This is a genomic window from Pseudomonas sp. GW823-FHT05G12, assembly GCF_058795575.1.
In genome coordinates this window covers 3,973,389-3,996,650 of the sequence record NZ_CM179501.1, presented here as the reverse complement: position 1 = coordinate 3,996,650, position 23,262 = coordinate 3,973,389, and the positions used below count along the sequence as shown (strand labels likewise).

Sequence of the window (23,262 nt, the reverse complement as noted above, 5' to 3'; positions counted from 1 at the left end):
TATGCGGGCTGATTGCCCGGCGTTTGCTGGCTAGGATGAGCGGACCTTTTTCTTTGCAGGCAGGAGCCGGCCAATGACTTTCAACCAACTGCTCGACGCCGTGCGGGCCAACCCGGATTCCGTCAGCATTCCGCCCAGCTGGGCCCAGGGGCGTGCTGCCTTTGGCGGGCTGATGGCGGCCATGGTCTATGAAACCATGCGCCTCAAGATCAGCGACAACCGCCCGGTACGCTCATTGGCCATTAGCTTCGTGGCACCCGCGGCGGCGGATGTGCCCATCCGCTTCGAGGTGGAGGTTTTGCGCGAAGGCAAGGCGGTTAGCACGTTGCTGGGCCGCGCTGTTCAGGATGGCCAGGTGGTGACTTTGGTGCAGGGCAATTTCGGTGCGGGCCGCCCTTCGGTGGTCGAAGTGCCGGCGTTACCGGCCATCGATATGCCTGCGCTCGATGAGGCGGCCCCGGAGTTGCCCTACATCAAAGGCGTTACCCCGGAGTTCATGCGGCACGTGGCCCTGCGCTGGGCAGTAGGTGGGCTGCCGTTCAGTGGCAATCAGTCGCGCAAGATGGGCGGCTGGGTGCGCTTGCGGGATGTGGTGGAAGAACAGGTGAACGAGGCGCACCTGTTGGCGTTGGTCGATGCCTGGCCGCCCAGCCTCATGCCGTTTCTCAAGCAGCCCGCTGCGGGCAGTACGTTGACCTGGACCATCGAGTTCATCCAGCCAACGGCGAAGCTGTCGACCCTGGATTGGTGCCAGTACTGTGTGGAGACCGAGCATGCGCGGGATGGCTATGGGCATGCTGCTGCGGCGTTGTGGACGGCGCAGGGCGAGTTGTTGGCGTTGAGCCGGCAGACCGTCACCGTTTTTGCCTGACCCTTGCAAGGCTGCTCACAAGCAGCGCTCCGGCAGCTGGCTCAGTGCCGGTGCTTGTGCCGCTCCCGCCAGGCCCTCCACCAGGCCCCGCTCACCACAAAGCGCGGAAAGGTGATGAACTGCTCGGTCAGTAAGCGCTGCACGGCATCCTGGCGGTTGGCGAACGGTTCGGGCTGCTGGGCTTCAAGGCGGTGGCCTTGGCGCTGCAGGCCCAACGCTGCGACCAAGGCAATCACACCCACCGCGATCTGGCCGAGGTCGAAACCAAACAGACCGGACAGCACCAGCAGTGTCCCCAGAATGAACAACGGCACAGCGATCAGGTGCAACACCAGGTTGGCCGGGTGGCGGTGATTGTGGTGGTAGCCGCGCCATTGCCAGGCGGGAAGATTGGGCAGGCGTTTGCTCATGGGGATTTCCTCTCGGTCATGCCCAAAGCTTAGTGCGGCCCCCAAGCGGGGGCCAATCGAACCTGGCTATGGTGACTATAGCTTGAGCTGGCCAATGGCCTTGTTCAGTTCGCCGGCCAGGGTCGCCAGTTCGCTGCTGGTGGTCGCCGAACCGACCGTCTGCTGCACGGTCCGCTCGGTGACATCGCGGATGCTGACCACCGCGCGGTTCATTTCCTCGGCTACCTGGCTTTGCTGCTCGGCCGCTACAGCGATCTGGGTATTGCTTTCGCGCATCTGCGCCACGGCACCGGTAATTTCCGCCAGCGCCTCACCGGCTTCCTGCGCCTGACGTACGCAGTCGTCGGCCTTGTACGAACTTTCCTGCATGAACTCCACCGCGTCGCGGGTGCCCGACTGCAGGGCCGAAACCATGGTGGTGATTTCATCCGTGGAGGTTTGCACGCGTTTGGCCAGGTTGCGCACTTCATCGGCGACCACGGCAAAGCCGCGGCCCAGGTCGCCGGCGCGCGCGGCTTCGATGGCAGCATTAAGCGCCAGCAAGTTGGTCTGTTCGGCAATACTGTGGATCACACTGACTACACCGTTGATCTTCTGGCTGTCCTCGGCTAGCTGTCGAATCATCTCGGCAGTTTGTTGCACGCCGCTGGAAAGCCCGGAAATCGAATCCTGCACTCGGCTGACCACCGCTTGGCCGCTGCCGGCCAAGGTGTCGGCGGTTTGTGACAAATCGCGGGTGGCACCGGCGTGCTGGGCAATGTGGTGCACGGTCGCCGACATTTCGTTGATGGCAGTGGCGGCCTGGTCGGTTTCACTCTGCTGGCCGAGCATGCCATGGCGTACGTCGCTCATGCTGGCGGCCAGGCGTGCAGCGCCCGAGTCCAGCTGTGCTGCGCTGTGGGCGACGGTGCTGACCACGCGGTGATAGGTGGACTGCATGGCGTTGAAGGCCCCGGCCATCTGGCCGACCTCGTCGCCACTGGCGAGCGGTACGCGGGCCGACAGGTCGCCGGTTTTTTCCACGTGCAGCATCACGTCCTTGAGGGTGTTGAGCTGGCTGAGCAGGAAGCGGATCAGCAGTTGCGAGGCGCCGAGCATGGCCAGCATCAGGATCAGCACACACACCGCGTAATTGCTGAAGCGATCGAAGAAGACCTGGCGCAGGCTGGGTGACTGGGCCAGCACAGCCAACTGCTGGTCGCCATTGCGCAATACCTGTGCGCCACGCAGCGGGTTTTCACCGAGGATCCAGGCGCTCGGCAATGCTACCCAGCCTTGGGCGTTGCGCAGGGCATCGAGCGCCTCCCCGGCGTAGGTTGGCGTTTGCCCGGTTGACCAACTGATGACGTTGGCCGGGCGTGGCAGTGCTTGCCCGGCTGGCCAGGCGGCCAGCAACTGGGCTTGCGCGGCCGCCTGGGCCTGAGCCGCCTCGGCACGTGCGCGTTGCTCCAGGTGTACTGCGTACAGCACCAGCAGCAAGGTGGTGACAAAGGCCACTGCGTTGACGGCCCAGAATTTGTACTTCAGGGAAACATTGCTAAGCCAGGCACCCATGGGCAGGTCTTCTCTGAGTTGAGCGGAAACAATATTGGCAAGGTGCCATCATTGTGCCCACATCCACCTGGACATGTGTTGATGCATATCAACTGTGTTCACCCGCCCCGCGGAAACACGCGAGATTCAGGGGAGCTGGAAAAAAGCCCGCGCCGTTGCCGTGGTATGCGCCGCCGTGTGCTCGGCTGATTCACCACGATGCAAGGCCACCTCGCGCAGTACCTCCGGCAAGAACGCCGGCTCGTTGCGCCCGCTCTTGGGCTTGGGCCGCAAGCTGCGCGGCAGCAGGTAGGGCGCGTCGCTTTCCAGCATCAGCCGGCCTTCAGGAATGTTGCCCACCAGCGGGTGCAGGTGCGTGCCGCGGCGTTCGTCGCAGATCCAGCCGGTAATGCCGATGTGCAGGTCCAGGTCCAGGTAGGCGAACAGCGCTTCGCGCTCACCGGTGAAGCAGTGCACCACCGCGCCGGTCAGGTGGTCGCGGTAGTCCTTGAGAATCGCCAGCAAGCGCTCGCTGGCATCGCGCTCGTGCAGGAACACCGGCAGGCGCAGCTGCGCAGCCAGTGTCAGCTGGGCTTCCAGGGCTTTTTCCTGCAGCGGGCGAGGGGAAAAGTCGCGGTTGAAATCCAGGCCGCATTCGCCTACCGCGCGTACGCGCGGTTCGCTCAGCAACAGTCGCAGCTGGCGCTCGCTGTCGGCATCCCAGGCCTTGGCATCATGAGGGTGCACGCCGGCCGTGGCGAACAGGTGCGCGCCGCTGGCATCCAGTTGTTGGCACAGCTCCAGCGCTTGTTCGCTGACCGCCAGGCTGGTGCCTGTCAGCAGCATTTGCGTAACGCCGGCCTCCAGTGCGCGCTCGACGATTGCGGCCTGTTGGTCGTGGAAACTGCTGTTGGTCAGGTTGACGCCGATATCGATCAGTTGCATGGTGCTATCTCGTGCCGCGGGGCGGCCAGCATAGCAAAAACCGCGTTTTTCTGAAAAAACCAAGAACTTCATGCTGTTGCCGTGGTCTTTTACCGTCGTTTATCACTTGGCGGTGCAACCCATGGATGCCGCTCACCGACCACGGACACGTTTTCGCATGCAGCGATGCTGGCTCATTTTTCTGCTGACGCTGGGGTTGGCCTTTGCCGGTCCCGCCCAGGCGCGCTCGCCGGGGCCGCAGCAAAACATACCGCCTGCCAAGGTGCGTGACCTGGCGCAGATTCGCACCAGCAAAGTACTGCGAGTGCTGGTCAACCAGAGCCGCAACAGCTCTGGTGAGGTCAAGGGCGAGCCAGTCGGCATCGAGTATTATCGCCTGCGTGCCCTGGAGCATTTCCTTAATGCTCGTACCGCCGACGACCAGCAGATCCAGCTAAAGCTCATCCCGCGGGCCAAGGAACAGTTGCTGGGCGCCCTGGCCCGCGGCGAGGGTGACCTGGCCGCGCCAGGCGAGCTGCTTGACCCCACTACGGTGAGCGGTGTCCGCGGCAGTGCACCGATACTCGACCAGGTGCCGCTGATGCTGGTCGGGCGCAAAGGCGAGCGAAGTTTCAGCAAGGTCGAACAGCTGTCAGGGCGTACCGTGGCCCTGACCAGTGCCAGTGCCGCCGGGCCGCTGATCCAGCAGGTCAACCAGCAACTGGCACTGCGCAAGCGGCCGCCGATCAAAGTGGAGTGGGTCGATTCGACGCTGGCGGTGGAGGATGTGCTGGAGATGGTACAGGCAGGCATCTACCACCTGACCGTGGTCGAGCAGCCCATTGCCCGGCGTTGGGCCCGGGTTATGCCGCGCCTGCGCCTGGACAGCCGGGTGCGCCTGGGGGCGCCGCAAGCCATGCGCTGGTATGTAGGGCGTGAAGCGCCGCAATTGCTGGCCGCAGTCGATCACTTTCTGCAAGGTTACCGCGCGCCAGATAACCAGGATGCCGCATTCGAGCGCATCTACCGCCGCCAGTACCGGGTACACAACCCGTTGGCCAGCAAGGACCGCCAGCGTCTGGCATCGGTGCGGGCGGTGTTGCAGAAGCATGGCCAGGCGCAACAGATCGACTGGCTCAACCTGGCTGCATTGGCCTTCAAGGAGTCGACGCTCAACCCGGCTGCACGCGGTACTGGCGGTGCCCATGGTCTGATGCAGATTACCCCTTCGGCGGCCCAGCGGGTGGGGGTGAGCAATACTGCGACGGTAGATGGCAATGTCCTGGCCAGTGCCCGTTACCTGGCGCTTATCCGGCGCAAGTTTTTTGCCAGTACCAAGATCAACGAGCGTGAGCGCATGGCCTTTGTGCTGGCAGCTTACAACCTCGGCCCCGAGCGGGTTCAGGCCATGCGTGCAGAGGCTCGACGGCGGGGGCTCAACGGCAACCAGTGGTTTTTCCAGACCGAACGCATCGCCATGGAGCAAGTGGGGATGGGACCGGTCAATTTCGTCAACAGCATCAACAAGTACTACCTGGCGTTCAACCGCGAACGCGCGGCACTGGAGCGTGTAGCGAAGCGTTAAGCATCGATTTTATCGATTGTTATGTTGGGTTTTTTGCGATTTTCATATCAAGAGAATTGATTATGATGGCGCCCATACCCACACAACTGCTTCACTTCAAGGACGCTTCGACATGAACAACACTACCCTCAACGCTCTGTTCTCTACACGTGCTGGCGCTGGCTTGAGCGTTATCCGCATCCTGGTCGGCATCATCTTCATGGCTCATGGTGCGCAAAAACTCTTCGGCCTGTTCGGTGGCTACGGCCTGGAAGGCACCGGCCAATGGATGGAAAGCATCGGCCTGGCGCCGGGTTACCTGATGGCCCTATTGTCCGGTAGTGCCGAATTCTTCGGCGGCCTGGCCTTGGTGGTCGGCCTGCTGGCTCGCCCGGCGGCCCTGGCGCTGACGGTGACCTTGATAGTGGCCATCGTTTCGGTGCACATCGGCAACGGCCTGTTCATGTCCAACAACGGCTATGAGTTCGCCCTGGCGCTGTTGGCCGGCACCGTTGCAGTCATGATCGAAGGCGCTGGCCGCTTCTCGCTCGACCGCCTGATCGCCCGGTAACCAGCTGCACGCTCTGAGCTACGAGACGCAGGCAAGCGCGGGCCAATACTCGGCTTGTTCTTGCTTGCGGCTTGTCGCTTGCAACTTTGGGCTCATCGCTCTAGCATACCGCCTGCGCCGATTTAAACAGCTACTTGCGGGGCGCAGGAAAGCCCCACCTCCGGGCCGTCCGAAATACCGCTAAAGCGCTGGTTCGGTGACGCCTCCCACCGCTGCCCAGCGGGATTCGCGAGGCGGAGAGAAGCTCCATGAGTTGCCCACGTACCAGTGTCTGTTTGAGCCCTTTGCCTGCCAACCAGGCGTCCCGCACACCGCGCATCCTGCTCGGCGGCCGGCATCAGCCCACCCTTTTGCGTCATCTTGAAGGCCTGTCACGGCGCAAGGGACAGGCGCGTGCCTTTCTGATCCAGTTCGCCGATAGCGACTGTCACCTCGCGCAGTATGGCAATGACCGTTTCGACCTGGCTGTGATCCAGGCGCCGGCACCGGACGAAGCCGCCGAAGTCATCGGCCATCTCACCCGCATCGCGCGTCAAGGCCTGATTACCCGCCGCTGAGGAATGCGCTATTGAGCACCAATATCATCACCACAGAAGGCCATGAGGCGCTGAAGAAAGAGCTGGACCACCTGTGGCGGGTGTATCGTCCGGAAATCACCCAAAAGGTTGCCTGGGCGGCTTCGTTGGGTGACCGCAGCGAGAACGCGGACTACCAGTACAACAAGAAGCTGCTGCGCGAAATCGACCGCAGGGTGCGATACCTGCGCAAGCGGCTTGAAGATGTGAAAGTGGTGGCGTACTCGCCCGAGCAGGAAGGCAAAGTGTTTTTCGGTGCCTGGGTTGAGATCGAGAACGACGAGGGCGAGACCATGAAGTTTCGCATTGTCGGCTACGACGAGATCTACGGGCGCAACGATTACATCTCGATCGATTCGCCCATGGCCCGTGCCTTGCTGAAGAAGGAGGAGGGTGATGAGGTGGTGGTGCATACACCTACCGGTGAAGCGACCTGGTATGTGAGCAGCATCCGTTACGGCCAGGGCGTCTCGACGGACTGACTGGCCCGTCTTGCGTCAGCTTGAGGCATGTGCTGTCCCGGCAGAAGCGCTGACAGCCAGGCCTCAAGCCTCGCGCAACACCGCCAGCGGGCTGGCATTCAACGCCCGCCGTGTTCCCAGCACCCCAGCACCACCCACCAGCAGTGCCCCCGTCAGCGGCAACACCAGCAGCCACGGGTGCGGGCTCCACTGCAAATCGAAGGCATAGCGGTACAGCACCCAGGTAATCAGTTCGCAGCCCACGGCCGCCAATAGCCCGCTGGCCGCACCCAGCAGGCCGAACTCGATTCGCCGGGCCTTGACCAGCAACGGCCGCGCCGCGCCCAGTGCGCGCAACAGTGCGCCTTGGCGAATACGCTCGTCCAGCGTGGCCTGCAAGCCGGCGAACAGCACTGCCAGCCCGGCGGCCAGCACGAACAGCAACACATACTCCACCGCCAGGGTTACCTGGGCGAGAATGCTGCGCAGTTGGTCGAGCAAGGCATCCACCTGCAGGATGGTCACCGCCGGAAACGCCCGTGACAGCGCGACGACATCCAGGTCATGCCCCGGTGCCAGGTAGAAGCTGGTCAGGTAAGTGGTCGGCAGCCCCTGCAGCGTGCCAGGCTGGAATATCATGTAGAAGTTCGGCTGGAAGCTGTCCCAATGCACGTTGCGCAGGCTGCTCACGCGGGCCTGGCGCTGCTGGCCGCCAATATCGAACGTCAGCAGGTCGCCCATCTGCAGTTTCAGGCTGCTGGCCAGCTCCGCCTCCACTGAAACCCCGGGGATGTCGTTGTCGGCTGGCAAGGCTTGCCACCAGTTGCCGGCGGTCAGCACGTTGCCTTCGGGCAACTCGGCGGCCCAGGTCAGGCTGAGGTCGCGCTGCACGGCGCGCTCGCCTGCCGAGTCCTTGCTGACCACCTGCTGTACCGGTTTTTCATTGATTTGCACCAGGCGCCCGGGCGTTACCGGGTACAGCGGCGCTGAAGCGGCATTGACCTGGTGCAGGTGTTGAATGAACGGCTCACGGTCATCTGGCAGGATGTTCAGGGCGAAGTGGTTAGGCGCATCCTTGGGTAGCTGTGCTTGCCAGGTATCGAGCAGCTCTGCGCGCAGCAGGGCGACCAAGGCCATGGCCAACAGTATCAGGCCGAATGCCAGGGCCTGGCCTGCTGCCGCCATGGGGTGGCGCAATAGCTGGCCCAGCCCCAGACGCCAGGTGAGTGGCGCACCGGCCAGCAGCTGGCGCAGGCTGCGTAAACCGAGCAACAGCAGGCCGCCGAGCAGAAGTGCGGCGACCAGGCCGCCACCGAGCAGGGCGAAGGTGAGCAGCAGATCGAGGCTCAGGCGCCACATGATCAGGCCCAGGGCGAGCAGGGCGGCGCCGTACACCAGCCAACTGCTCGCAGGTATCGGCAGCAGGTCACGGCGCAGCACGCGCAGTGGCGGCACCTGGCCCAGCGCCGCAATCGGCGGCAGGGCAAAGCCAGCCAGTGCCACCAGCCCGGTACCGATACCTGCCAGCGCGGGAACGATGCCGCCAGCGGGCACCACGCTCGGCAGCAAGCCGTGCAGCAGGCGGAACAGGCCCAGCTGAGCCAGCCAGCCGAGCAAGGCGCCGGCCAGGGCAGCGACCAGGCCGAGCATGGTCAGTTGCAAGCAATACAAGCCCAATGCCTGGTGGCGCGACAGGCCCAGGCAGCGCAGCAGGGCGCTGGCGTCCAGTCGGCGTGCAGCATAGCGACTGGCCGACAGTGCCACGGCCACGCCTGCCAGCAGCACAGCTACCAGGCTGGCCATGTTCAGGTAGCGTTCGGCTTTGCCCAGCGCGCCGCCGATCTGTTGGTTGCCATCGCGGGTGTCACGCAGGCGCTGGTTGGCGGCCAGGTCTTTTTCCACGGCCTGACGGTACTGCGCCAGCGCCTCGGCATCGCCGCGCCACAGGTCACGGTAGGTGACCCGGCTGCCCGGCTGGATCACGCCGGTGGCTTCCAGGTCGGCCAGGTTCATCATCACGCGTGGGGTAAGGCTGTAGAAGTTGTTGGCGCGGTCCGGTTCATAGGTAAGCACGCGGCTCATGCGCAGGGTTTTCATGCCCACGTCGATGCTGTCGCCGATCGCCAGCCCCAGTGCTGCCAACAGGCGCGGTTCGACCCACACTTCGCCAGGGGCAGGGCCGCCGCCGGGTGTTTCTTCGGCATAGGGTGCCAGAGCGCTGCGTACTTGCCCGCGCAACGGGTAGGCGCCGTCGGCGGCCTTTACGCTGGACAGCTGGATGCCATTGTCGCCGCCGACCACGCTGGTGAACTCGACCACGTGTGCGTGGCGCAAGCCCAGTGCCTTGCCGGCATCGAGTTGTTGCTCGCGGGCCGGGGCGCTGCCCTGCAGTACCAGATCGGCGCCCAGGAACTCGCTGGCGCGCAGCTGCATGGCGCCGTTGAGGCGGGCGCCGAAATAGCCGATGGCGGTGCTGGCGGCTACCGCCACCAACAGGGCAAAGAACAGCACGCGCACTTCACTGGCGCGAACATCGCGCAGCAACTGGCGCAGTGCCAGGCCACACAGACGGGACAGCGGCATATGACTCACCAGACCTCCATCGGCGCCACAAGGCGGCCCGCGTCCAGGCGGATCTGGCGCCGGCAGCGGCGGGCCAGGCGTTCGTCATGGGTGACCAGCACCAGGGTAGTGCCGCGCTCCTTGTTCAGCTCGAACAACAGATCGCTGATGCGCTCGCCGGTGTGGCTGTCGAGGTTACCGGTGGGCTCATCGGCGAACAGCACCGCAGGCTGCGCGGCGAAGGCGCGGGCGATTGCCACGCGCTGCTGCTCGCCGCCCGAGAGCTGCCGAGGTGTGTGGCTCAGGCGCTTGCCCAGACCGACCCGCTCCAGCAAAGTGCGGGCCTGTTCGCGGGCATCGCGGCGGCCGTCCAGTTCCAGTGGCAGCATGACGTTTTCCAGTGCATTGAGGCTGTCGAGCAGCTGGAACGACTGGAACACGAAACCCACATGTTCGGCGCGCACACGGGCACGCTGGTCTTCATCCAGTGGCCCCAGGTCGTGGCCGGCGAGCATGACGCTGCCAGCGCTGGGCCGGTCGAGGCCGGCGAGCAAACCGAGTAGGGTCGACTTGCCAGAGCCCGAGGCGCCGACGATGGCCAGGCTGTCGCCTTGGGCCAGGTCGAGAGACAGTGCGTGGAGGATGGTAAGGTCACCTTCCGCGCTGGGGACCACTTTGCTAAGGTTCTGCGCAACGAGAATGCTGGGGCTCATGGAGAATCCGATGCGAGTGTGGTGGTTGAGTGCCGGTCTGGCCCTGTATTGCCTGGCCCAGAGCGCAGCGGCAGGAACACTGCTGGTTGTTGGCGATAGTATCAGCGCCGGTTTTGGCCTGGATAGCCGTCAGGGCTGGGTGTCTCTCTTGCAGGCCCGCCTCAGGGACGAAGGTTTTGACGACAAAGTGGTCAATGCTTCGATCAGTGGTGACACCAGCGCAGGTGGCCAGGCGCGGCTGCCGGCGCTGCTTGCAGCACATAAACCGAGCCTGGTGGTGCTGGAGCTGGGCGGCAACGATGGCCTGCGCGGGCAGTCGCCTGCACAATTGCAACAAAATCTTGCCTCGATGATCGAGCATTCGCGTCAGGCAGGGGCCAAGGTGCTGCTATTGGGCATGCGCCTGCCGCCCAATTATGGTGTGCGTTACACCACCGCCTTTGCCAAGGTGTATGAACAGCTGGCAGCGGACAAACAGGTTCCTTTGGTGCCGTTTTTCCTCGAAGGGGTAGGGGGAGTGCCTGAACTGATGCAGGCTGATGGCATCCATCCGGCCCAGGGGGCTCAGCAGCGCCTGCTGGAAAATGCCTGGCCAGCGATAAAACCCTTGCTGTGAAGCTTTAAACGGGGCCGCCTTTGGGCTAATGTTGCGCCCCCCGTTTCGAGTGCTCCAAATGCCGCGCCCTGCCTGGTCCCTGTATGCCTATCAACTGATCGAGCCCGACGAGCAGCTCGACCTGTTCGCCTGCCAGGAAAGCCGCGTCCACCTCGTGGCCCGTCAGCTCGAGCTGGGCGTGCCGGTCGACCGTACTTTGTGTGGCGGCCTGCTGCCAGCCCAGCCGCGTTGGTCGGGGGTGCCGCGATCGATCTACCGCGATGGTCGCCTGTGTGAGCTGTGCCGTGCCATCCTCGATGCCCAGCGACGTGGCATGCGTCCGGTGTGGCCAGAGCTGCACGGCAGCTGAACGAAAAGCACCTTTCATCATCTGAAACGCTTGCAACGTGCCAATGCCTCCCGCTTGCATCGGCACGGGTGTACAATCGACCCTCTTGACCCACCTTTCGAAGGATTTACCGGATGTTGCCGCGCTTTCCTGCCGTCACCCGTAGCCTGTCCCTGGCCGCCCTGTTGGTAGCGGGCCCCGCTGCTGCGCTGGAGCTGCCACTGCCACCGCCCGGTGAAGACATCGTCGGCCAAGTGCATGTGATCAAGGCAAAGTACGAGGACACGTTCGCCGATATCGGCACCGCGAACGACCTCGGCTACCTGGAAATGATTGCCGCCAACCCCGGCGTGGACCCTTGGCTGCCGGGCGCCGGCACCGAGATCATCCTGCCGACCCGTTTCGTCCTGCCGCCGGGCCCGCGCGAAGGCATCGTCATCAACCTGGCCGAGTACCGCATGTACTACTTCCCCAAGGGGGAGAGCGTGGTGTACACCTTCCCGCTGGGCATTGGTCGCGAGGGGTGGGGGTCGCCGATCGCCAACACCCGGATCACCGCCAAGACGCCCAACCCGACCTGGACGCCGCCCGCTTCGATTCGCAAAGAGCACGCCGAGGACGGTGACATCCTGCCGACTGTGGTGCCGGCTGGCCCGGACAACCCGCTGGGGCCGTTCAAGTTCACCTTGGGCGTACCGGGCTACCTGATCCATGGTTCGAACAAGAAGTTCGGCATTGGCATGCGCACCAGTCACGGTTGCTTCCGCATGTTCAACAACAACGTGCTTGAACTGTCGAAGATGGTGCCGGTGGGGACTCCGGTGCGCATCATCAACGAGCCTTACAAGTTCGGTATCAGCGCTGGCAAGGTCTATCTTGAGGCGCACACGCCGCTGGATGACCAGGGTAACCCGTCGGTTGTCGACAAACACACCGCAGTTATCAATGCCTTGCTCAAGCGCGAAGACCTGGCCAATAACCTACGCATGAACTGGGACATGGTGCGTGACGTGGTGGCTGCAGAAGATGGTATGCCGGTAGAAATTGCCGTGCCGGTGGAAAACCAAGGGGCCGCACCGATGGTGACGAGCATTCCGCCCGAACTGCAGTAAGGTAATTTCGGCGTACCCAGGCCTGCCCTTAGTGCAGGCCTTTTCGTACCTGCTGACCGCGTTTGTCGGTTTCAAAGGCAATAAAAAAGCCGACCCACAAGTGGGTCGGCTTCTTAACAATCCGTGAGGATTATTACTTGCGGCTGGCTTTGTCCAGCATACGCAGGGCGCGCTCGTTGGCTTCGTCAGCGGTCTGCTGAGCCTTCTGAGCGGCTGCCATTGCGTCGTCAGCCTTACGGTAGGCTTCGTCAGCACGAGCTTGAGCGCGAGCTGCTGCGTCTTCAGTCGCAGTCAGACGAGCTTCGGTTTCTTTGGATACGCTGCTGCAACCGGTAGCCAGAACTGCGGCCAGAGCCAGAGCAGAGAATTTCAGAACGTTGTTCATCGTGTTCCCCTTCAAGGACTTTCTATTAAATAGCCATCTCTCAGGAAAGAGAAACTGGCCGGCGTACATAGTACCCATTACTTGTAGTAAGTAAACTGACAGAGCGCAAGAACTGCAAAAAAAATGTTGCTTGACTCCGCGCCGACAAGATTTGCGACGTGTCTGTGAAAAAAAACTGCAGGGTTCGCAAGCGGTTGTGGTACAGGAACTTTTTTGTTGAACTAAGGGTGACTTTAACTGTCGATCAGCGTCTTAAGCCCTAGTACATCCGGTGGCTGTTGGGCGGGCTTGGGAAAGTCGCCTACGCGGCGGTTTAGCCTTTTTTAACCGCCAGCACCTTGAGCAATCCCGCTTGCGGTGCCTACTATCTTGTCAGTGCCAGACGATCCGAACGATTACAATCGTCCAATGGTCGAAGCGGCAACAGGTGGCGTAGAGGATTCTGTGCCGGATAAACCACCATCGGTTAAGGTAAGGGTCTGCCGAGAAGACCTGCGAGGAGTAGTGATGAGCGAAGCGCTGACCATCCACCATGACCAGGCCGGTCATCAGTTCGAGACCAACGTGGACGGTCATCGTGCCTACTTGACGTACATGGATCTGGGCAAGCAGACGCTGGACATCTATCGCACCTTCGTGCCCAACGCCCTGCGCGGCCGTGGGATCGCTGCCGCCCTGACCGAGCGGGCTCTGGAGTACGCCGAGCAGATGGGCTACACGGTGATCCCGTCTTGCTCGTATGTGGAGCGTTACATGGAGCGCCAGCAGCGGCATTCGAGCAAGGCCTGAGCTGACGACAGGCGCCAGACACAACAAAAAACGCCGGGCAGTGCCCGGCGTTTTTCATTCCCGCAATGTTCAGCCGCGCTTACGCTGCGGCAGCACATCCTTGAGCTTGGCATGCATGCTGCGCAGGGTTTTCTCGGTAGCCGACCAGTCGATGCAGGCGTCCGTGATCGACACGCCATACTGCAAATCGTCCAGGTTTTTCGGAATGGACTGACAGCCCCAGTTCAGGTGGCTTTCGACCATCAGGCCGATGATCGACTGGTTGCCTTCGAGAATCTGGTTGGCGACGTTCTCCATCACCAGCGGTTGCAGGGCCGGGTCCTTGTTGGAGTTGGCATGGCTGCAGTCGACCATGATGTTGGCCTTGATCTTGGCCTTGGCCAGGTCCTGTTCGCACAGGGCGACGCTGACCGAGTCGTAGTTCGGCTTGCCATTGCCGCCGCGCAGTACCACGTGGCCGTATGGGTTGCCCTTGGTGGTGACGATCGACACGCCGCCTTCCTGGTTGATGCCCAGGAAGCGGTGCGGCTTGGACACCGACTGCAGGGCATTGATGGCAACCGTCAGGCCGCCGTCGGTACCGTTCTTGAAACCCACCGCCGAGGACAGGCCCGAGGCCATCTCGCGGTGTGTTTGCGATTCGGTGGTGCGGGCACCGATGGCCGACCAGCTGATCAGGTCTTGCAGGTACTGCGGCGAAATAGGGTCGAGCGCTTCGGTGGCGGTCGGCAGGCCCATTTCGGCCAGGTCCAGCAGCAGCTTGCGGCCGATGTGCAGGCCGTCCTGGATCTTGAACGAGTCATCCAGGTACGGATCGTTGATCAGGCCTTTCCAGCCGACGGTGGTGCGCGGCTTTTCGAAGTACACGCGCATGACCAGGTACAGCGTATCGGACACTTCTTCGGCCAGCACTTTCAGGCGCTCGGCGTATTCGTGGGCTGCCTTGATGTCGTGGATGGAGCAAGGGCCGACCACGACGAACAGGCGATGGTCCTTGCCGTCGAGAATATTGCGCACCACTTCACGGCCGGCAGTCACGGTCTGCAGGGCCTTGGCGCTGAGGGGGATTTCCTTCTTGAGCTGATCAGGGGTGATCAGGGTCTCGTTGGAGGCAACGTTCAAGTCATCGATCGGTAAATCAGCCATCGTGTTACTCGTCAGGTCACGGGTGCCGGCCGCCAACTATCCCCGTGCGGCCCAGCAGCAAGAATAATCGCAGCGGGGAGCCGAACCTTAGCGCGTTACAGATGGCACGACAATGGGCTGAACCCAGTCATTGTGGGGTTTTTACCTGAGCGAGGGTGTTGCGCGCGAATGGACTGCCCAGCGCTACGTAACCTGTGTAAAAAGAGTGCTGACCCTTTACCTGGAGATTGGCATGCATTCGCACCCCCCTCACATCGGCATCATCGGCAGTGGCGCCATCGGCGGCTTTTATGGGTTGATGCTGGCCCGGGCCGGTTTCGATGTGCATTTTCTGTTGCGCAGCGAGTACCAGGCCGTTTGTGAGCGCGGGCTGAGCCTGGACAGTGCCGTGCATGGCGCAGTGCACATGAATGTGCAGGCTTACGTCAGTGCCGCCGACATGCCGCCCTGTGACTGGCTCCTGATCGGGGCCAAGGCCACCAGCAACGAGCAGTTGGCACCGTTGATCGTCCAGGCTGCTGCGCCCGGCGCCAAGGTGGTGCTGTTGCAGAACGGCCTGGGTGTAGAGGAGCAATTGCGTCCGGCCTTGCGCAGCGACATGCACCTGCTCGGCGGCCTGTGCTTCATCTGTGTCAACCGCCAGGCTCCAGGTGTAATCCACCACCAGGCGCTGGGGGCGGTCAACCTGGGGTATCACAGCGGGCCGGCCACCGATTTCGGTGTCGCGCTGGTGAATGAAGGCGCCGGGTTGTTCCAGGCTGCGGGGATCGACTCGCAGGCCATGCCGAACCTGGCCTTGGCGCGCTGGCAGAAGCTGGTGTGGAACGTGCCTTACAACGGGCTGTCGGTGCTGCTGGGGGCCAGCACTTCGCCACTGATGGCCGACAGCAATAGCCGCGAGCTGATACAGGCCTTGATGGCCGAGGTGGTGCAGGGGGCGGCAGCCTGTGGTCATGTACTGCCCGCGGGCTATGCCGAGCACTTGTTCCAGGTGACCGAGCGCATGCCCGACTACTGGCCGAGTATGTATCACGACCATGTCCACAAACGCCCGTTGGAGCTGGAGGCCATTTACGCTGAGCCGCTGGCACGCGCACGGGCGGCAGGCTGCAGCATGCCGCGCACTGAAATGCTGTACCAAGCGCTGAGTTTCATCGACAGCAGCGACCGGCCGGCCTGAGGGTGGCCGAGGCTTCGGCGGGGCCCTCCAGCCCACGGCAGCAGCGCGCCGGACGGCAAAGCGAGCGTCCGGCGCGCTGCTAAGCTGAAGCTTGCTCTGCCGCTGCGGCAGTCGAGGAGGTCGAATGATCCGCTCCATGCTGTACGCCACCGACCTCGGTGTCTACGCCCCTTTCGTGATGCAACACGCGCTGGCCCTGGCGCGCACGTTCGGTGCCGAGTTGTATGTGATCCACGCGGTCGAGCCGATGGGCCAGTTCGCCGAATCCCTCCTGCAAAGCTACCTCGATGAGCAGACGCTCGATCAATTGCACAGCCAGGGGGTGAACACAGTGATGGCGAACATAGAGCAGCGTGTGCTGGAAAACTTTCGCGACGAGTTGGGCGAAGAGGCTGACCTGGCGGTGATCAAGGCCGTGCGTGTGCGTCAGGGCGACCCGGCGCAGGTGATTCTCGACCAGGCCCAGCGGCTCAGCGTCGACCTGTTGATATTCGGTAGCCACAGTGCCGGTGCCGGGGTGGATGTACCGCTGGGGCGCACGGCGGTGCGGCTGCTGCAGCTGTCGCCGGTGCCGGTGTACATGGTGCCCTTGGCGCAGCATCTGGGGCGTAGGAAAACGTGAAGATAGGTGCAGTCCATTTCCGCGGGCATGTAACAAAATAGTTCTAGATTTATTTCCAGAACCACTAATATAGTTATATATCGTCGCTGCCTGCTGCCGCGGACTCACCGCTGAACCGAGGGAAACCTATGAAGCTTCAACAACTGCGCTACATCTGGGAAGTGGCGCACCATGACCTCAACGTCTCCGCGACGGCGCAGAGCCTGTATACCTCCCAGCCAGGTATCAGCAAGCAGATCCGCCTGCTCGAAGACGAATTGGGTGTTGAAGTCTTTGCCCGCAGCGGCAAGCATCTGACCCGCGTTACCCCGGCCGGTGAGCGCATCATCAATACCGCAGGCGAAATCCTGCGCAAGGTCGAGAGCATCAAGCAGATTGCCCAGGAGTTCTCCAACGAGAAGAAGGGCACGCTGTCCATCGCCACCACCCACACCCAGGCGCGCTATGCGTTGCCGCCGGTTATCAGCAGCTTCATCAAGCAGTATCCGGAGGTGTCCCTGCACATGCATCAGGGGTCGCCCATGCAGATTGCCGAGATGGCTGCGGACGGTACGGTCGATTTCGCCATCGCCACCGAGGCGCTGGAGCTGTTCGGCGACCTGATCATGATGCCGTGCTACAAGTGGAACCGTTGCGTTGTGGTGCCACAGGGGCACCCACTGGCCAAGCTGCCGAAACTGACCCTGGAAGCCGTCGCCGAATACCCGATCGTCACCTACGTGTTCGGTTTCACCGGGCGCTCGAAGTTGGATGAGGCTTTCAATCACCGCGGCCTCACGCCAAAAGTGGTCTTCACCGCGGCTGACGCCGACGTGATCAAGACGTATGTGCGCCTGGGGCTGGGCGTGGGTATCGTTGCCGGCATGGCTGTGGACGCCAAGCTCGACAGTGACTTGGTGGCGCTGGATGCCAGTGAGCTGTTCGAAGCCAGCATCACCAAGATCGGCTTCCGTCGTGGCACCTTCCTGCGCGGCTTCATGTGCGACTTCATCGAGAAGTTTGCCCCGCACCTGACCCGTGAAGTGATGGCCAAGGCCATTCAGTGCCATAACAAGCAAGAGCTGGAAGAATTGTTCGAAGGCGTCGAACTGCCGGTGCACTGATTCGGGGGGTGATGGGGTCGCTGTGGGAGTAACGGCCCTTGCTCAATGTCTAAAAGCTGGCGCGATCCCTGTGGGAGCGGGCTTGCCCGCGAACACGGGCGAAGCCCGTGCCATCCACCGCGGTGTCTTCTTCGCGGGTAAACCCGCTCCTACAGGCCGCCCTAGCTATCTCAAGCCTTGCTGATCAGGTTGCCCGCATGCAACCCGCATTCCTTCTGCGTCGACTCTTCCCACCACCAGCGCCCTTCACGCTCATGCTGGTTTGGCAGCACCGGGCGGGTGCATGGCTCGCAGCCAATGCTGATGAAGCCACGCTCGTGCAGGCTGTTGTACGGCAGCTCGAGCATGCGGATATAACCCCATACCTCTTCACTGCTCATCTGCGCCAGTGGGTTGAACTTGTACAGCGTGCGCTCAGGCGTGGAAAAGGCGCTGTCGATTTCCAATGCCGCCACCTGGCTGCGGGTGCCCGGGCTTTGGTCGCGGCGCTGGCCGGTGGCCCAGGCGCTGACGGTGGCCAGCTTGCGTCGCAGCGGCTCGATCTTGCGAATGCCGCAGCACTCGCCATGGCCGTCCTTGTAGAAGCTGAACAGGCCCTTTTCCTTGACGAACGGGTCGAGCTTGGCGCGGTCGGGGCTGAGGATCTCGATGGGCAGGTTGTACTGTTCGCGTACCTGGTCGATGAACCGGTAGGTCTCCGGGTGCAGGCGCCCAGTGTCGAGGCTGAATACCTTTACCTGCTTGTTCAGCTTCCAGGCCATGTCGACCAGCACCACATCCTCGGCGCCGCTGAAGGAGATCCACAGGTCATCACCGAAGTGCTCGAAGGCAAGCTTGAGGATGTCCTGCGGGGACTTGTTGGCATAGGTCGCGGCCAGGGCGGCGACGTCGAAGGGTTGGCTCATCAGGCGGTTTCCATCTTGGCTGTGGCGCTGTGCGCTCGTAGTAGGGGGATGGTAACAAAAAAATCGTGGTCTAGATGGGCTCACAAGCCCTGCAGGGTCTGCATCAGCACCCGCACTTTTGCGATCGACTCTTCATACTCGGCCTGCCACTGCGAGTCGGCTACCACCGCGCCGCCGCCCCAGCAACTGACCTGGCCATCTTTGATCAGCAAGCTGCGAATGGCGATCGAACTGTCCATTTCGCCGCGCACATCCACATACAGCAGCGAGCCGCAGTACAGCGCGCGGCGCGCGGGTTCCAGTTCGTCGATGATCTGCATGGCGCGGATCTTCGGTGCGCCGGTGATCGAGCCGCCAGGGAAGCTGTCGCCGATCAGGTCAAGCGCATCCTTGTCGCTGGCCAGCTGGCCGGTGATGCTGCTGACCAGATGGTGCACATTGGGGTAACTCTCCAGGCTGAACAGTTCCGGTACCTTCACTGAGCCAATCTCGCACGTGCGCCCCAGGTCGTTGCGCAGCAGGTCGACGATCATCAGGTTTTCCGAGCGGTCCTTCGGGCTGTGCAGCAGCTCCTGGGCATTACGCTGGTCTTCCGCCGGGTCGCTGGCGCGTGGGCGGGTGCCCTTGATCGGCCGGGTTTCCACCTGGCCCTGGCTGACGCGGATGAAGCGCTCGGGCGAAAAGCTCAGCAGGGTACTGCCGTCGGCCAGTTGCTGGTAGCCGGAGAAGGGGGTCGGGCAGGCCTGGCGCAGGGCCTGGTAGGCCCGCCATGGATCGCCTTGGCAGGGTGCGCGAAAGCGTTGGGTGAGGTTGATCTGGTAGCAGTCACCGGCCTGGATGTAGCGTTGTACCTGGTCGAAAGCGGTTTTGTATTGCTCCGGCTCCAGGTCGCCGGCCATCGGCGCGAGCAGCCGGAAGTCGCCGGTGGTGGCGCTGGTGTCCTGGAACAGGCTGATCAGGCGTTCGCGCTCGTCGCCGGCCAGGCTCGGGTGGAACACCAGCTGGCTGGTGCCGAGCAGATGATCGCTGACCAGTGCCCAGGCATACAGGCCCAGTTGTGCGTCTGGCAAGCCCAGGTCGTCCACGGCCAGACTTGGCAGGTGTTCCAGGCGGCGGCCGAAGTCGTAGCTCAGGTAGCCGATCAGGCCCCCGGCGAAGGGCAGCTCTACACCGTTGGGCAAGTCGGCGTGGCCCAGTTGCGCCAGGCCAGCGCGCAGGCGCTGGAGGAAGACGCGGCCATCTTCATCGGGCTGCGCCTGCAGTTGTTGCAGCGGCCAGGCGCTGAGCAGGTCGAAACGCCCGCGTTCGGCACCGGGGCGCGCGCTGTCGAGCAGGATCGCACCGGGGGCCTGGCGCAGGTGGGCGAAATAGGCGGCAGGGTCGGGCTGGTAGGGCAGGGGGTGTAGCGTGCAGGTCGGCATCAGTATGGACGGCGATGTAAAAGCGAGGAGGGCGATTGTAGACCTGTGCAGGAAAAGCGCCTAGCGCTGGGTACGACATTCAACATTGTGTTTGGCCCATACGCAGCACAAGGCAGTTCCTGCAGGTTGAGCGAAGCGCATGAATCAACTGCAGTGCTTGCAAGAGCAACCTTGTGCTGCGAATGGGCTGCAAGGCAGCCCCTGTATTTCAGCGGCTGGGCACATGCCCGAACAGACCCTGTGCTACCCGTACCCGCTGCTCGGCGTCTTCGGTCACACCCTCCTTGGCCAGTGCTTCGATGTGCGCCTCGATGGCATGGGTGCGCTGAGTCAGGCCGCAATCGTTGGCAATCTGGATGTTCAGCCCCGGGCGGGCGTTGAGCTCGAGAATCAGCGGGCCCTTGTCCTGGTCAAGCACCATGTCCACGCCGATATAGCCCAGGCCGCACAGTTCATAGCAGCCAGCGGCCAGCTTCATGAAACCGTCCCAGTTCGGCAGTTGCACGCCGTCCACCGCGTTGGTGGTGTCCGGGTGCTTGCTGATGATGTTGTTCAGCCAGGTGCCGCGCAGGGTCACGCCGGTGGCCAGGTCGACACCCACACCGATGGCGCCCTGGTGCAGGTTGGCCTTGCCGCCGGACTGGCGAGTCGGCAGGCGCAGCATGGCCATCACCGGGTAGCCCATCAGTACGATGATGCGGATATCCGGTACACCTTCGTAACTGATGCTCTTGAATATCTGGTCCGGGGTCACGCGGTACTCGATCAGCGCGCGGTCGCGGTGCCCGCCGAGGGAGTACAGTCCAGTGAGGATGCTGGAAATCTGGTGCTCGATTTCCTCATGGCTGATGATCTTGCCCGACACTGTGCGGTAGCGGTCCTCGAAGCGGTCGGCGATTACCAGGATGCCGTCACCGCCGGCACCTTGCGCCGGCTTGATGACGAAATCGCTGCGGCCGCCGATGATCTGGTCGAGCTTCTCGATCTCTTTTTCGGTCTCGATGATGCCGTACATTTCCGGCACATGGATGCCGGCCGCCAGTGCGCGCTCCTTGGTGATGATCTTGTCGTCGACGATCGGGTAGAGGCTGCGCTTGTTGTACTTCAGCACATAGTCCGCGTTACGCCGGTTGATCCCCATGATGCCCCGGGCCTCCAGGGCTTTCCACGTCTTGATGAGGCCAAACATCAGGTGTCTGCCTTGTTCAGGAAGGCCTTGAAGCGCACGAGCTCGGTCAGGCGGTAGCCGCGATAACGGCCCATCGCCAGCATGAAGCCCACCAGGATCAGCAGCACCGCCGGGAAGGTGAACACGAAGTACACCAGCTCCGGCACCATCATCAGCAGGTGTGCCAGGGAGGCGGCGAACAGGGTGCCGATGGCCACTTTCATGGCATGGCCGCCACCACGCTCCTCCCAGGTGATCGACAGGCGTTCGATGGTCATGGTCAGGATCACCATCGGGAACAGCGCTACCGACAGCCCGCGTTCAAGGCCCAGCTTGTGGCTGAACAGGCTGATGGCGGCAATCAGTACCACGACGAAGGTCAAGACCACCGACAGGCGTGGCAGCATCTGCAGCTTGAGGTGTTCCAGGTACGAGCGCAGCGACAGGCCCAGGGCTGTGATCACCGTGAACAGCATGATACCGAAGCCCAGCTGGGTTTCGCGGAACGCCAGGGCGATCAGCACCGGGGTGAATGTGCCCAGGGTCTGGATGCCGATCAGGTTGCGCAGCACCAGGATCACCAGCACGCCGATCGGGATCATGACCATGATCATGAAGGTTTGCTGGGTTTGCAGCGGCAGGCCGTACAGCGAGTATTCGAGGAAGTCGGCGTCGGTGTTCTCGTCGGTCAGCTTGGCCAGGCGGATGGCGTTCATCTCGCTGTTGTTCATGCTGAAGGTGACGGTGGCCTTCTTGCCGCCATCGACGGTGATCAGGTTGTCGTCACCGGTCCACCACAGCAGGCGGTCGCTCGGCAGGCCTTGCTCACCGGTGTCCGGGTTGAAGTACAGCCAGTCGTCGCCGTTGAAGCTGCGCAGCCACAGCTCCGGGGTTTGCGGGGTGTCGGCCAGCAGGCGGATGGTGTGCACCTTTTCCATCGGCACGTGGGCGATGGACAGCAGCAGGTCGATGACCTGGGCCTTCTTCATTGCCGAAGTGTCGCCGGCCAGCAGCAGCTTGACGTTGTCGTCGTTGAGGTTGTTGACCCGCTTGATGGTCTCGCTGACGAAGGTCTCGACGTCGGCCGAGTGCTGGCGTATAGGCGCCATCAGCGCTTCAGCGGCGATCTTCTCGGGGCCTTCGACGGCCAGGCTGTCACGGAAGGTCGGGCCTTTGACCTTGGTCTTCTCGTTGCTGTAGCGCTTGGTCAGTACCAGGCGGTAGTAGAGGGTCTGGTTGCCACTGGCGCGACGTGCCGACCAGGTAACCTTGCGGTTGCCGTCGGCACGGTTGATGCTGACCCCGTAGTTGTTGGAGATGAAGCTCTCGTTGAGGCTGACGTAGTCGCGGTTCAGCGGTGGCACGAACATCTGCACCTTGACCGGGTCCTTGCTGCTGGCCACGAACTCGACCTTGGCGTCGATGTTCCACAGGTCGTCGGTTTCATCCTCGGTCACCGGGATGCCGAGCACGAAGATCTGATAAGCCGTGACCGCCACGCCCAATAGCACCAGCACGGTGATCAGGACTTTCAGATGGAGGGTAAGAGAGCGCATCGGGATTACTCTGCTTTGGGAGCGTCGGTGGCACAGGCAGGTTTGCCGGCCGCATATTTAAGGCTTGGGTCAACCAGTGCGTCGAAGTGCTTGAGTGCCTCGGAACCGATCAACAGCGGGAACTGGAACGCGCTGCGGTCGGTGAGGTTGACTTCGATGGTGCGCCTGGTCTGGCCCATGCAGATTTCGAGTTCGATGACCGGGCGGGCCGTGTAGGCCTTGCCCGATTCGGCATCATAGTCGCCGGCCCGGCGCTTGATCTTGCTGACGCGTGCCAGTGGGCGTTCGATCGGGTGCGAATGGGCCGCATCGATGGCGAGGTAGAAGCGTACCCAGCTTTCGCCATTGCGCTTGAACCGCTTGATGTCGCGGGCGCTGAGCGACGCGGTCTTGGCGCCGGTGTCGAGCTTGGCGGCCACTTCCAGGTCCAGGTCGCCCAGATGTGCGTATTCGTTGAGACCATACACGGTCTTGCCCGCAGCCTGGCCAAGGGCCGGCAGCAGGGTGAGGCATAGCAGCAATAAAACGGGTGTAAGTCTCATATTCCTGGCGCGGTGCATTGCAAGGTTCTAGGCAAGGTTCAGGTCAAGGTGACTGGCAATTACTGCGCAAGCTTCCTCGTTTATCTGTCAACAGGCACGAATGCATGACAGACAGGCTATCCATACCCCATCGGAGGCGCGGCATTCTATCACGCCGACGTCTTGACGCCAGCGGTGCGCGATCTGACAGCGTTGAAGTGGTGAT

The 23,262-nt window shown here is 62.6% G+C and carries 24 protein-coding genes; 12 read left to right on the top strand and 12 right to left on the bottom strand.

The window, feature by feature from the left end:
• Positions 1-73 precede the first annotated feature (73 nt).
• Positions 74-871, top strand: a complete 798-nt coding sequence (locus AC3RCM_RS18265; RefSeq protein WP_198747898.1) for an acyl-CoA thioesterase domain-containing protein — start codon at positions 74-76, stop codon at positions 869-871.
• Between the two features lie 41 nt (positions 872-912).
• Here the strand turns inward: AC3RCM_RS18265 and AC3RCM_RS18260 are convergent, their stop codons facing one another.
• The 3 genes from AC3RCM_RS18260 to AC3RCM_RS18250 form a co-directional block, all read right to left on the bottom strand.
• Positions 913-1,281 (bottom strand): Mpo1-like protein, encoded by a 369-nt coding sequence (locus tag AC3RCM_RS18260; protein WP_004576795.1) that lies wholly within the window; start codon positions 1,279-1,281, stop codon positions 913-915.
• A gap of 75 nt (positions 1,282-1,356) precedes the next feature.
• The gene (locus AC3RCM_RS18255; RefSeq protein ID WP_198747897.1) at positions 1,357-2,835 is read right to left on the bottom strand and encodes a methyl-accepting chemotaxis protein; all 1,479 of its coding nucleotides are present in this window, start codon (positions 2,833-2,835) and stop codon (positions 1,357-1,359) included.
• Positions 2,836-2,961: 126 nt separating this feature from the next.
• Positions 2,962-3,759, bottom strand: coding sequence for a TatD family hydrolase (locus AC3RCM_RS18250; RefSeq protein ID WP_104962142.1), 798 nt, complete (start codon positions 3,757-3,759; stop codon positions 2,962-2,964).
• A 157-nt stretch (positions 3,760-3,916) separates the two neighbouring features.
• On the opposite strand from AC3RCM_RS18250, the gene AC3RCM_RS18245 reads away from it, so the two are divergent.
• From AC3RCM_RS18245 to greB, 4 genes are all read left to right on the top strand, one after another.
• Positions 3,917-5,323, top strand: coding sequence for an MltF family protein (locus AC3RCM_RS18245; protein ID WP_019438673.1), 1,407 nt, complete (start codon positions 3,917-3,919; stop codon positions 5,321-5,323).
• A 112-nt stretch (positions 5,324-5,435) separates the two neighbouring features.
• Positions 5,436-5,873 (top strand): DoxX family protein, encoded by a 438-nt coding sequence (locus AC3RCM_RS18240; protein ID WP_010953281.1) that lies wholly within the window; start codon positions 5,436-5,438, stop codon positions 5,871-5,873.
• 248 nt (positions 5,874-6,121) lie between these two features.
• Positions 6,122-6,430, top strand: a complete 309-nt coding sequence (locus AC3RCM_RS18235; protein ID WP_064493426.1) for a hypothetical protein — start codon at positions 6,122-6,124, stop codon at positions 6,428-6,430.
• Between the two features lie 11 nt (positions 6,431-6,441).
• A complete protein-coding gene (gene greB, locus AC3RCM_RS18230) occupies positions 6,442-6,930 on the top strand; it encodes a transcription elongation factor GreB (protein WP_010953283.1) in 489 nt (162 codons plus the stop codon).
• A 63-nt stretch (positions 6,931-6,993) separates the two neighbouring features.
• On the opposite strand, the gene AC3RCM_RS18225 is transcribed toward greB, so the two are convergent.
• Both AC3RCM_RS18225 and AC3RCM_RS18220 read right to left on the bottom strand, forming a co-directional pair.
• Entirely contained in the window at positions 6,994-9,501 is a 2,508-nt protein-coding gene (locus AC3RCM_RS18225) for an ABC transporter permease (RefSeq protein WP_198747895.1), read from the bottom strand.
• The gene (locus tag AC3RCM_RS18220; RefSeq protein WP_020192892.1) at positions 9,498-10,184 is read right to left on the bottom strand and encodes an ABC transporter ATP-binding protein; all 687 of its coding nucleotides are present in this window, start codon (positions 10,182-10,184) and stop codon (positions 9,498-9,500) included. The genes AC3RCM_RS18225 and AC3RCM_RS18220 overlap by 4 nt, the downstream gene beginning before the upstream one ends.
• Before the next feature lie 10 nt (positions 10,185-10,194).
• Between AC3RCM_RS18220 and AC3RCM_RS18215 the strand changes: the two genes are divergently transcribed.
• The 3 genes from AC3RCM_RS18215 (at position 10,195) to AC3RCM_RS18205 (ending at position 12,240) form a co-directional block, all read left to right on the top strand.
• Positions 10,195-10,800 carry an arylesterase gene (locus AC3RCM_RS18215; protein ID WP_020192893.1) on the top strand — a complete coding sequence of 202 codons (606 nt, stop codon included), beginning with the start codon at positions 10,195-10,197 and terminating at the stop codon, positions 10,798-10,800.
• A 58-nt stretch (positions 10,801-10,858) separates the two neighbouring features.
• Positions 10,859-11,149, top strand: a complete 291-nt coding sequence (locus AC3RCM_RS18210) for a hypothetical protein (protein WP_014591666.1) — start codon at positions 10,859-10,861, stop codon at positions 11,147-11,149.
• 113 nt (positions 11,150-11,262) lie between these two features.
• Complete coding sequence (locus tag AC3RCM_RS18205) at positions 11,263-12,240, top strand: L,D-transpeptidase family protein (RefSeq protein ID WP_020192894.1); 978 nt, start codon at positions 11,263-11,265, stop codon at positions 12,238-12,240.
• Positions 12,241-12,373: 133 nt separating this feature from the next.
• Here the strand turns inward: AC3RCM_RS18205 and AC3RCM_RS18200 are convergent, their stop codons facing one another.
• Entirely contained in the window at positions 12,374-12,625 is a 252-nt protein-coding gene (locus AC3RCM_RS18200) for an Lpp/OprI family alanine-zipper lipoprotein (protein ID WP_003250288.1), read from the bottom strand.
• A 507-nt stretch (positions 12,626-13,132) separates the two neighbouring features.
• Here AC3RCM_RS18200 and AC3RCM_RS18195 point away from each other — a divergent pair.
• Positions 13,133-13,414: a GNAT family N-acetyltransferase gene (locus AC3RCM_RS18195; protein WP_003250290.1), complete on the top strand. Its 282-nt coding sequence runs from the start codon at positions 13,133-13,135 to the stop codon at positions 13,412-13,414.
• Between the two features lie 69 nt (positions 13,415-13,483).
• On the opposite strand, the gene AC3RCM_RS18190 is transcribed toward AC3RCM_RS18195, so the two are convergent.
• Positions 13,484-14,560, bottom strand: coding sequence for a 3-deoxy-7-phosphoheptulonate synthase (locus tag AC3RCM_RS18190; protein WP_014591663.1), 1,077 nt, complete (start codon positions 14,558-14,560; stop codon positions 13,484-13,486).
• Between the two features lie 232 nt (positions 14,561-14,792).
• On the opposite strand from AC3RCM_RS18190, the gene AC3RCM_RS18185 reads away from it, so the two are divergent.
• The 3 genes from AC3RCM_RS18185 (at position 14,793) to cysB (ending at position 17,465) form a co-directional block, all read left to right on the top strand.
• Positions 14,793-15,740 carry a putative 2-dehydropantoate 2-reductase gene (locus AC3RCM_RS18185; RefSeq protein ID WP_064493423.1) on the top strand — a complete coding sequence of 316 codons (948 nt, stop codon included), beginning with the start codon at positions 14,793-14,795 and terminating at the stop codon, positions 15,738-15,740.
• A 124-nt stretch (positions 15,741-15,864) separates the two neighbouring features.
• On the top strand, positions 15,865-16,362 hold the full coding sequence (locus AC3RCM_RS18180; RefSeq protein ID WP_003250295.1) for a universal stress protein: 498 nt from the start codon (positions 15,865-15,867) through the stop codon (positions 16,360-16,362).
• 128 nt (positions 16,363-16,490) lie between these two features.
• Positions 16,491-17,465: an HTH-type transcriptional regulator CysB gene (cysB, locus tag AC3RCM_RS18175; protein WP_010953293.1), complete on the top strand. Its 975-nt coding sequence runs from the start codon at positions 16,491-16,493 to the stop codon at positions 17,463-17,465.
• A gap of 170 nt (positions 17,466-17,635) precedes the next feature.
• On the opposite strand, the gene AC3RCM_RS18170 is transcribed toward cysB, so the two are convergent.
• The 5 genes from AC3RCM_RS18170 to rloA form a co-directional block, all read right to left on the bottom strand.
• Entirely contained in the window at positions 17,636-18,370 is a 735-nt protein-coding gene (locus tag AC3RCM_RS18170; protein WP_003250299.1) for a phosphoadenylyl-sulfate reductase, read from the bottom strand.
• 80 nt (positions 18,371-18,450) lie between these two features.
• A complete protein-coding gene (gene pabB / locus AC3RCM_RS18165) occupies positions 18,451-19,791 on the bottom strand; it encodes an aminodeoxychorismate synthase component I (protein ID WP_104887345.1) in 1,341 nt (446 codons plus the stop codon).
• A 208-nt stretch (positions 19,792-19,999) separates the two neighbouring features.
• Positions 20,000-20,980, bottom strand: a complete 981-nt coding sequence (locus tag AC3RCM_RS18160; RefSeq protein ID WP_064493421.1) for an alpha-L-glutamate ligase-like protein — start codon at positions 20,978-20,980, stop codon at positions 20,000-20,002.
• Positions 20,980-22,515, bottom strand: coding sequence for an osmotic stress tolerance membrane protein RloB (gene rloB, locus AC3RCM_RS18155; protein WP_014591660.1), 1,536 nt, complete (start codon positions 22,513-22,515; stop codon positions 20,980-20,982). Before rloB ends, AC3RCM_RS18160 begins: the two co-directional genes overlap by 1 nt.
• Positions 22,516-22,520: 5 nt before the next feature.
• Positions 22,521-23,057 (bottom strand): retropepsin-like aspartic peptidase RloA, encoded by a 537-nt coding sequence (gene rloA, locus AC3RCM_RS18150; RefSeq protein WP_010953297.1) that lies wholly within the window; start codon positions 23,055-23,057, stop codon positions 22,521-22,523.
• Between the last annotated feature and the right edge of the window lie 205 nt (positions 23,058-23,262).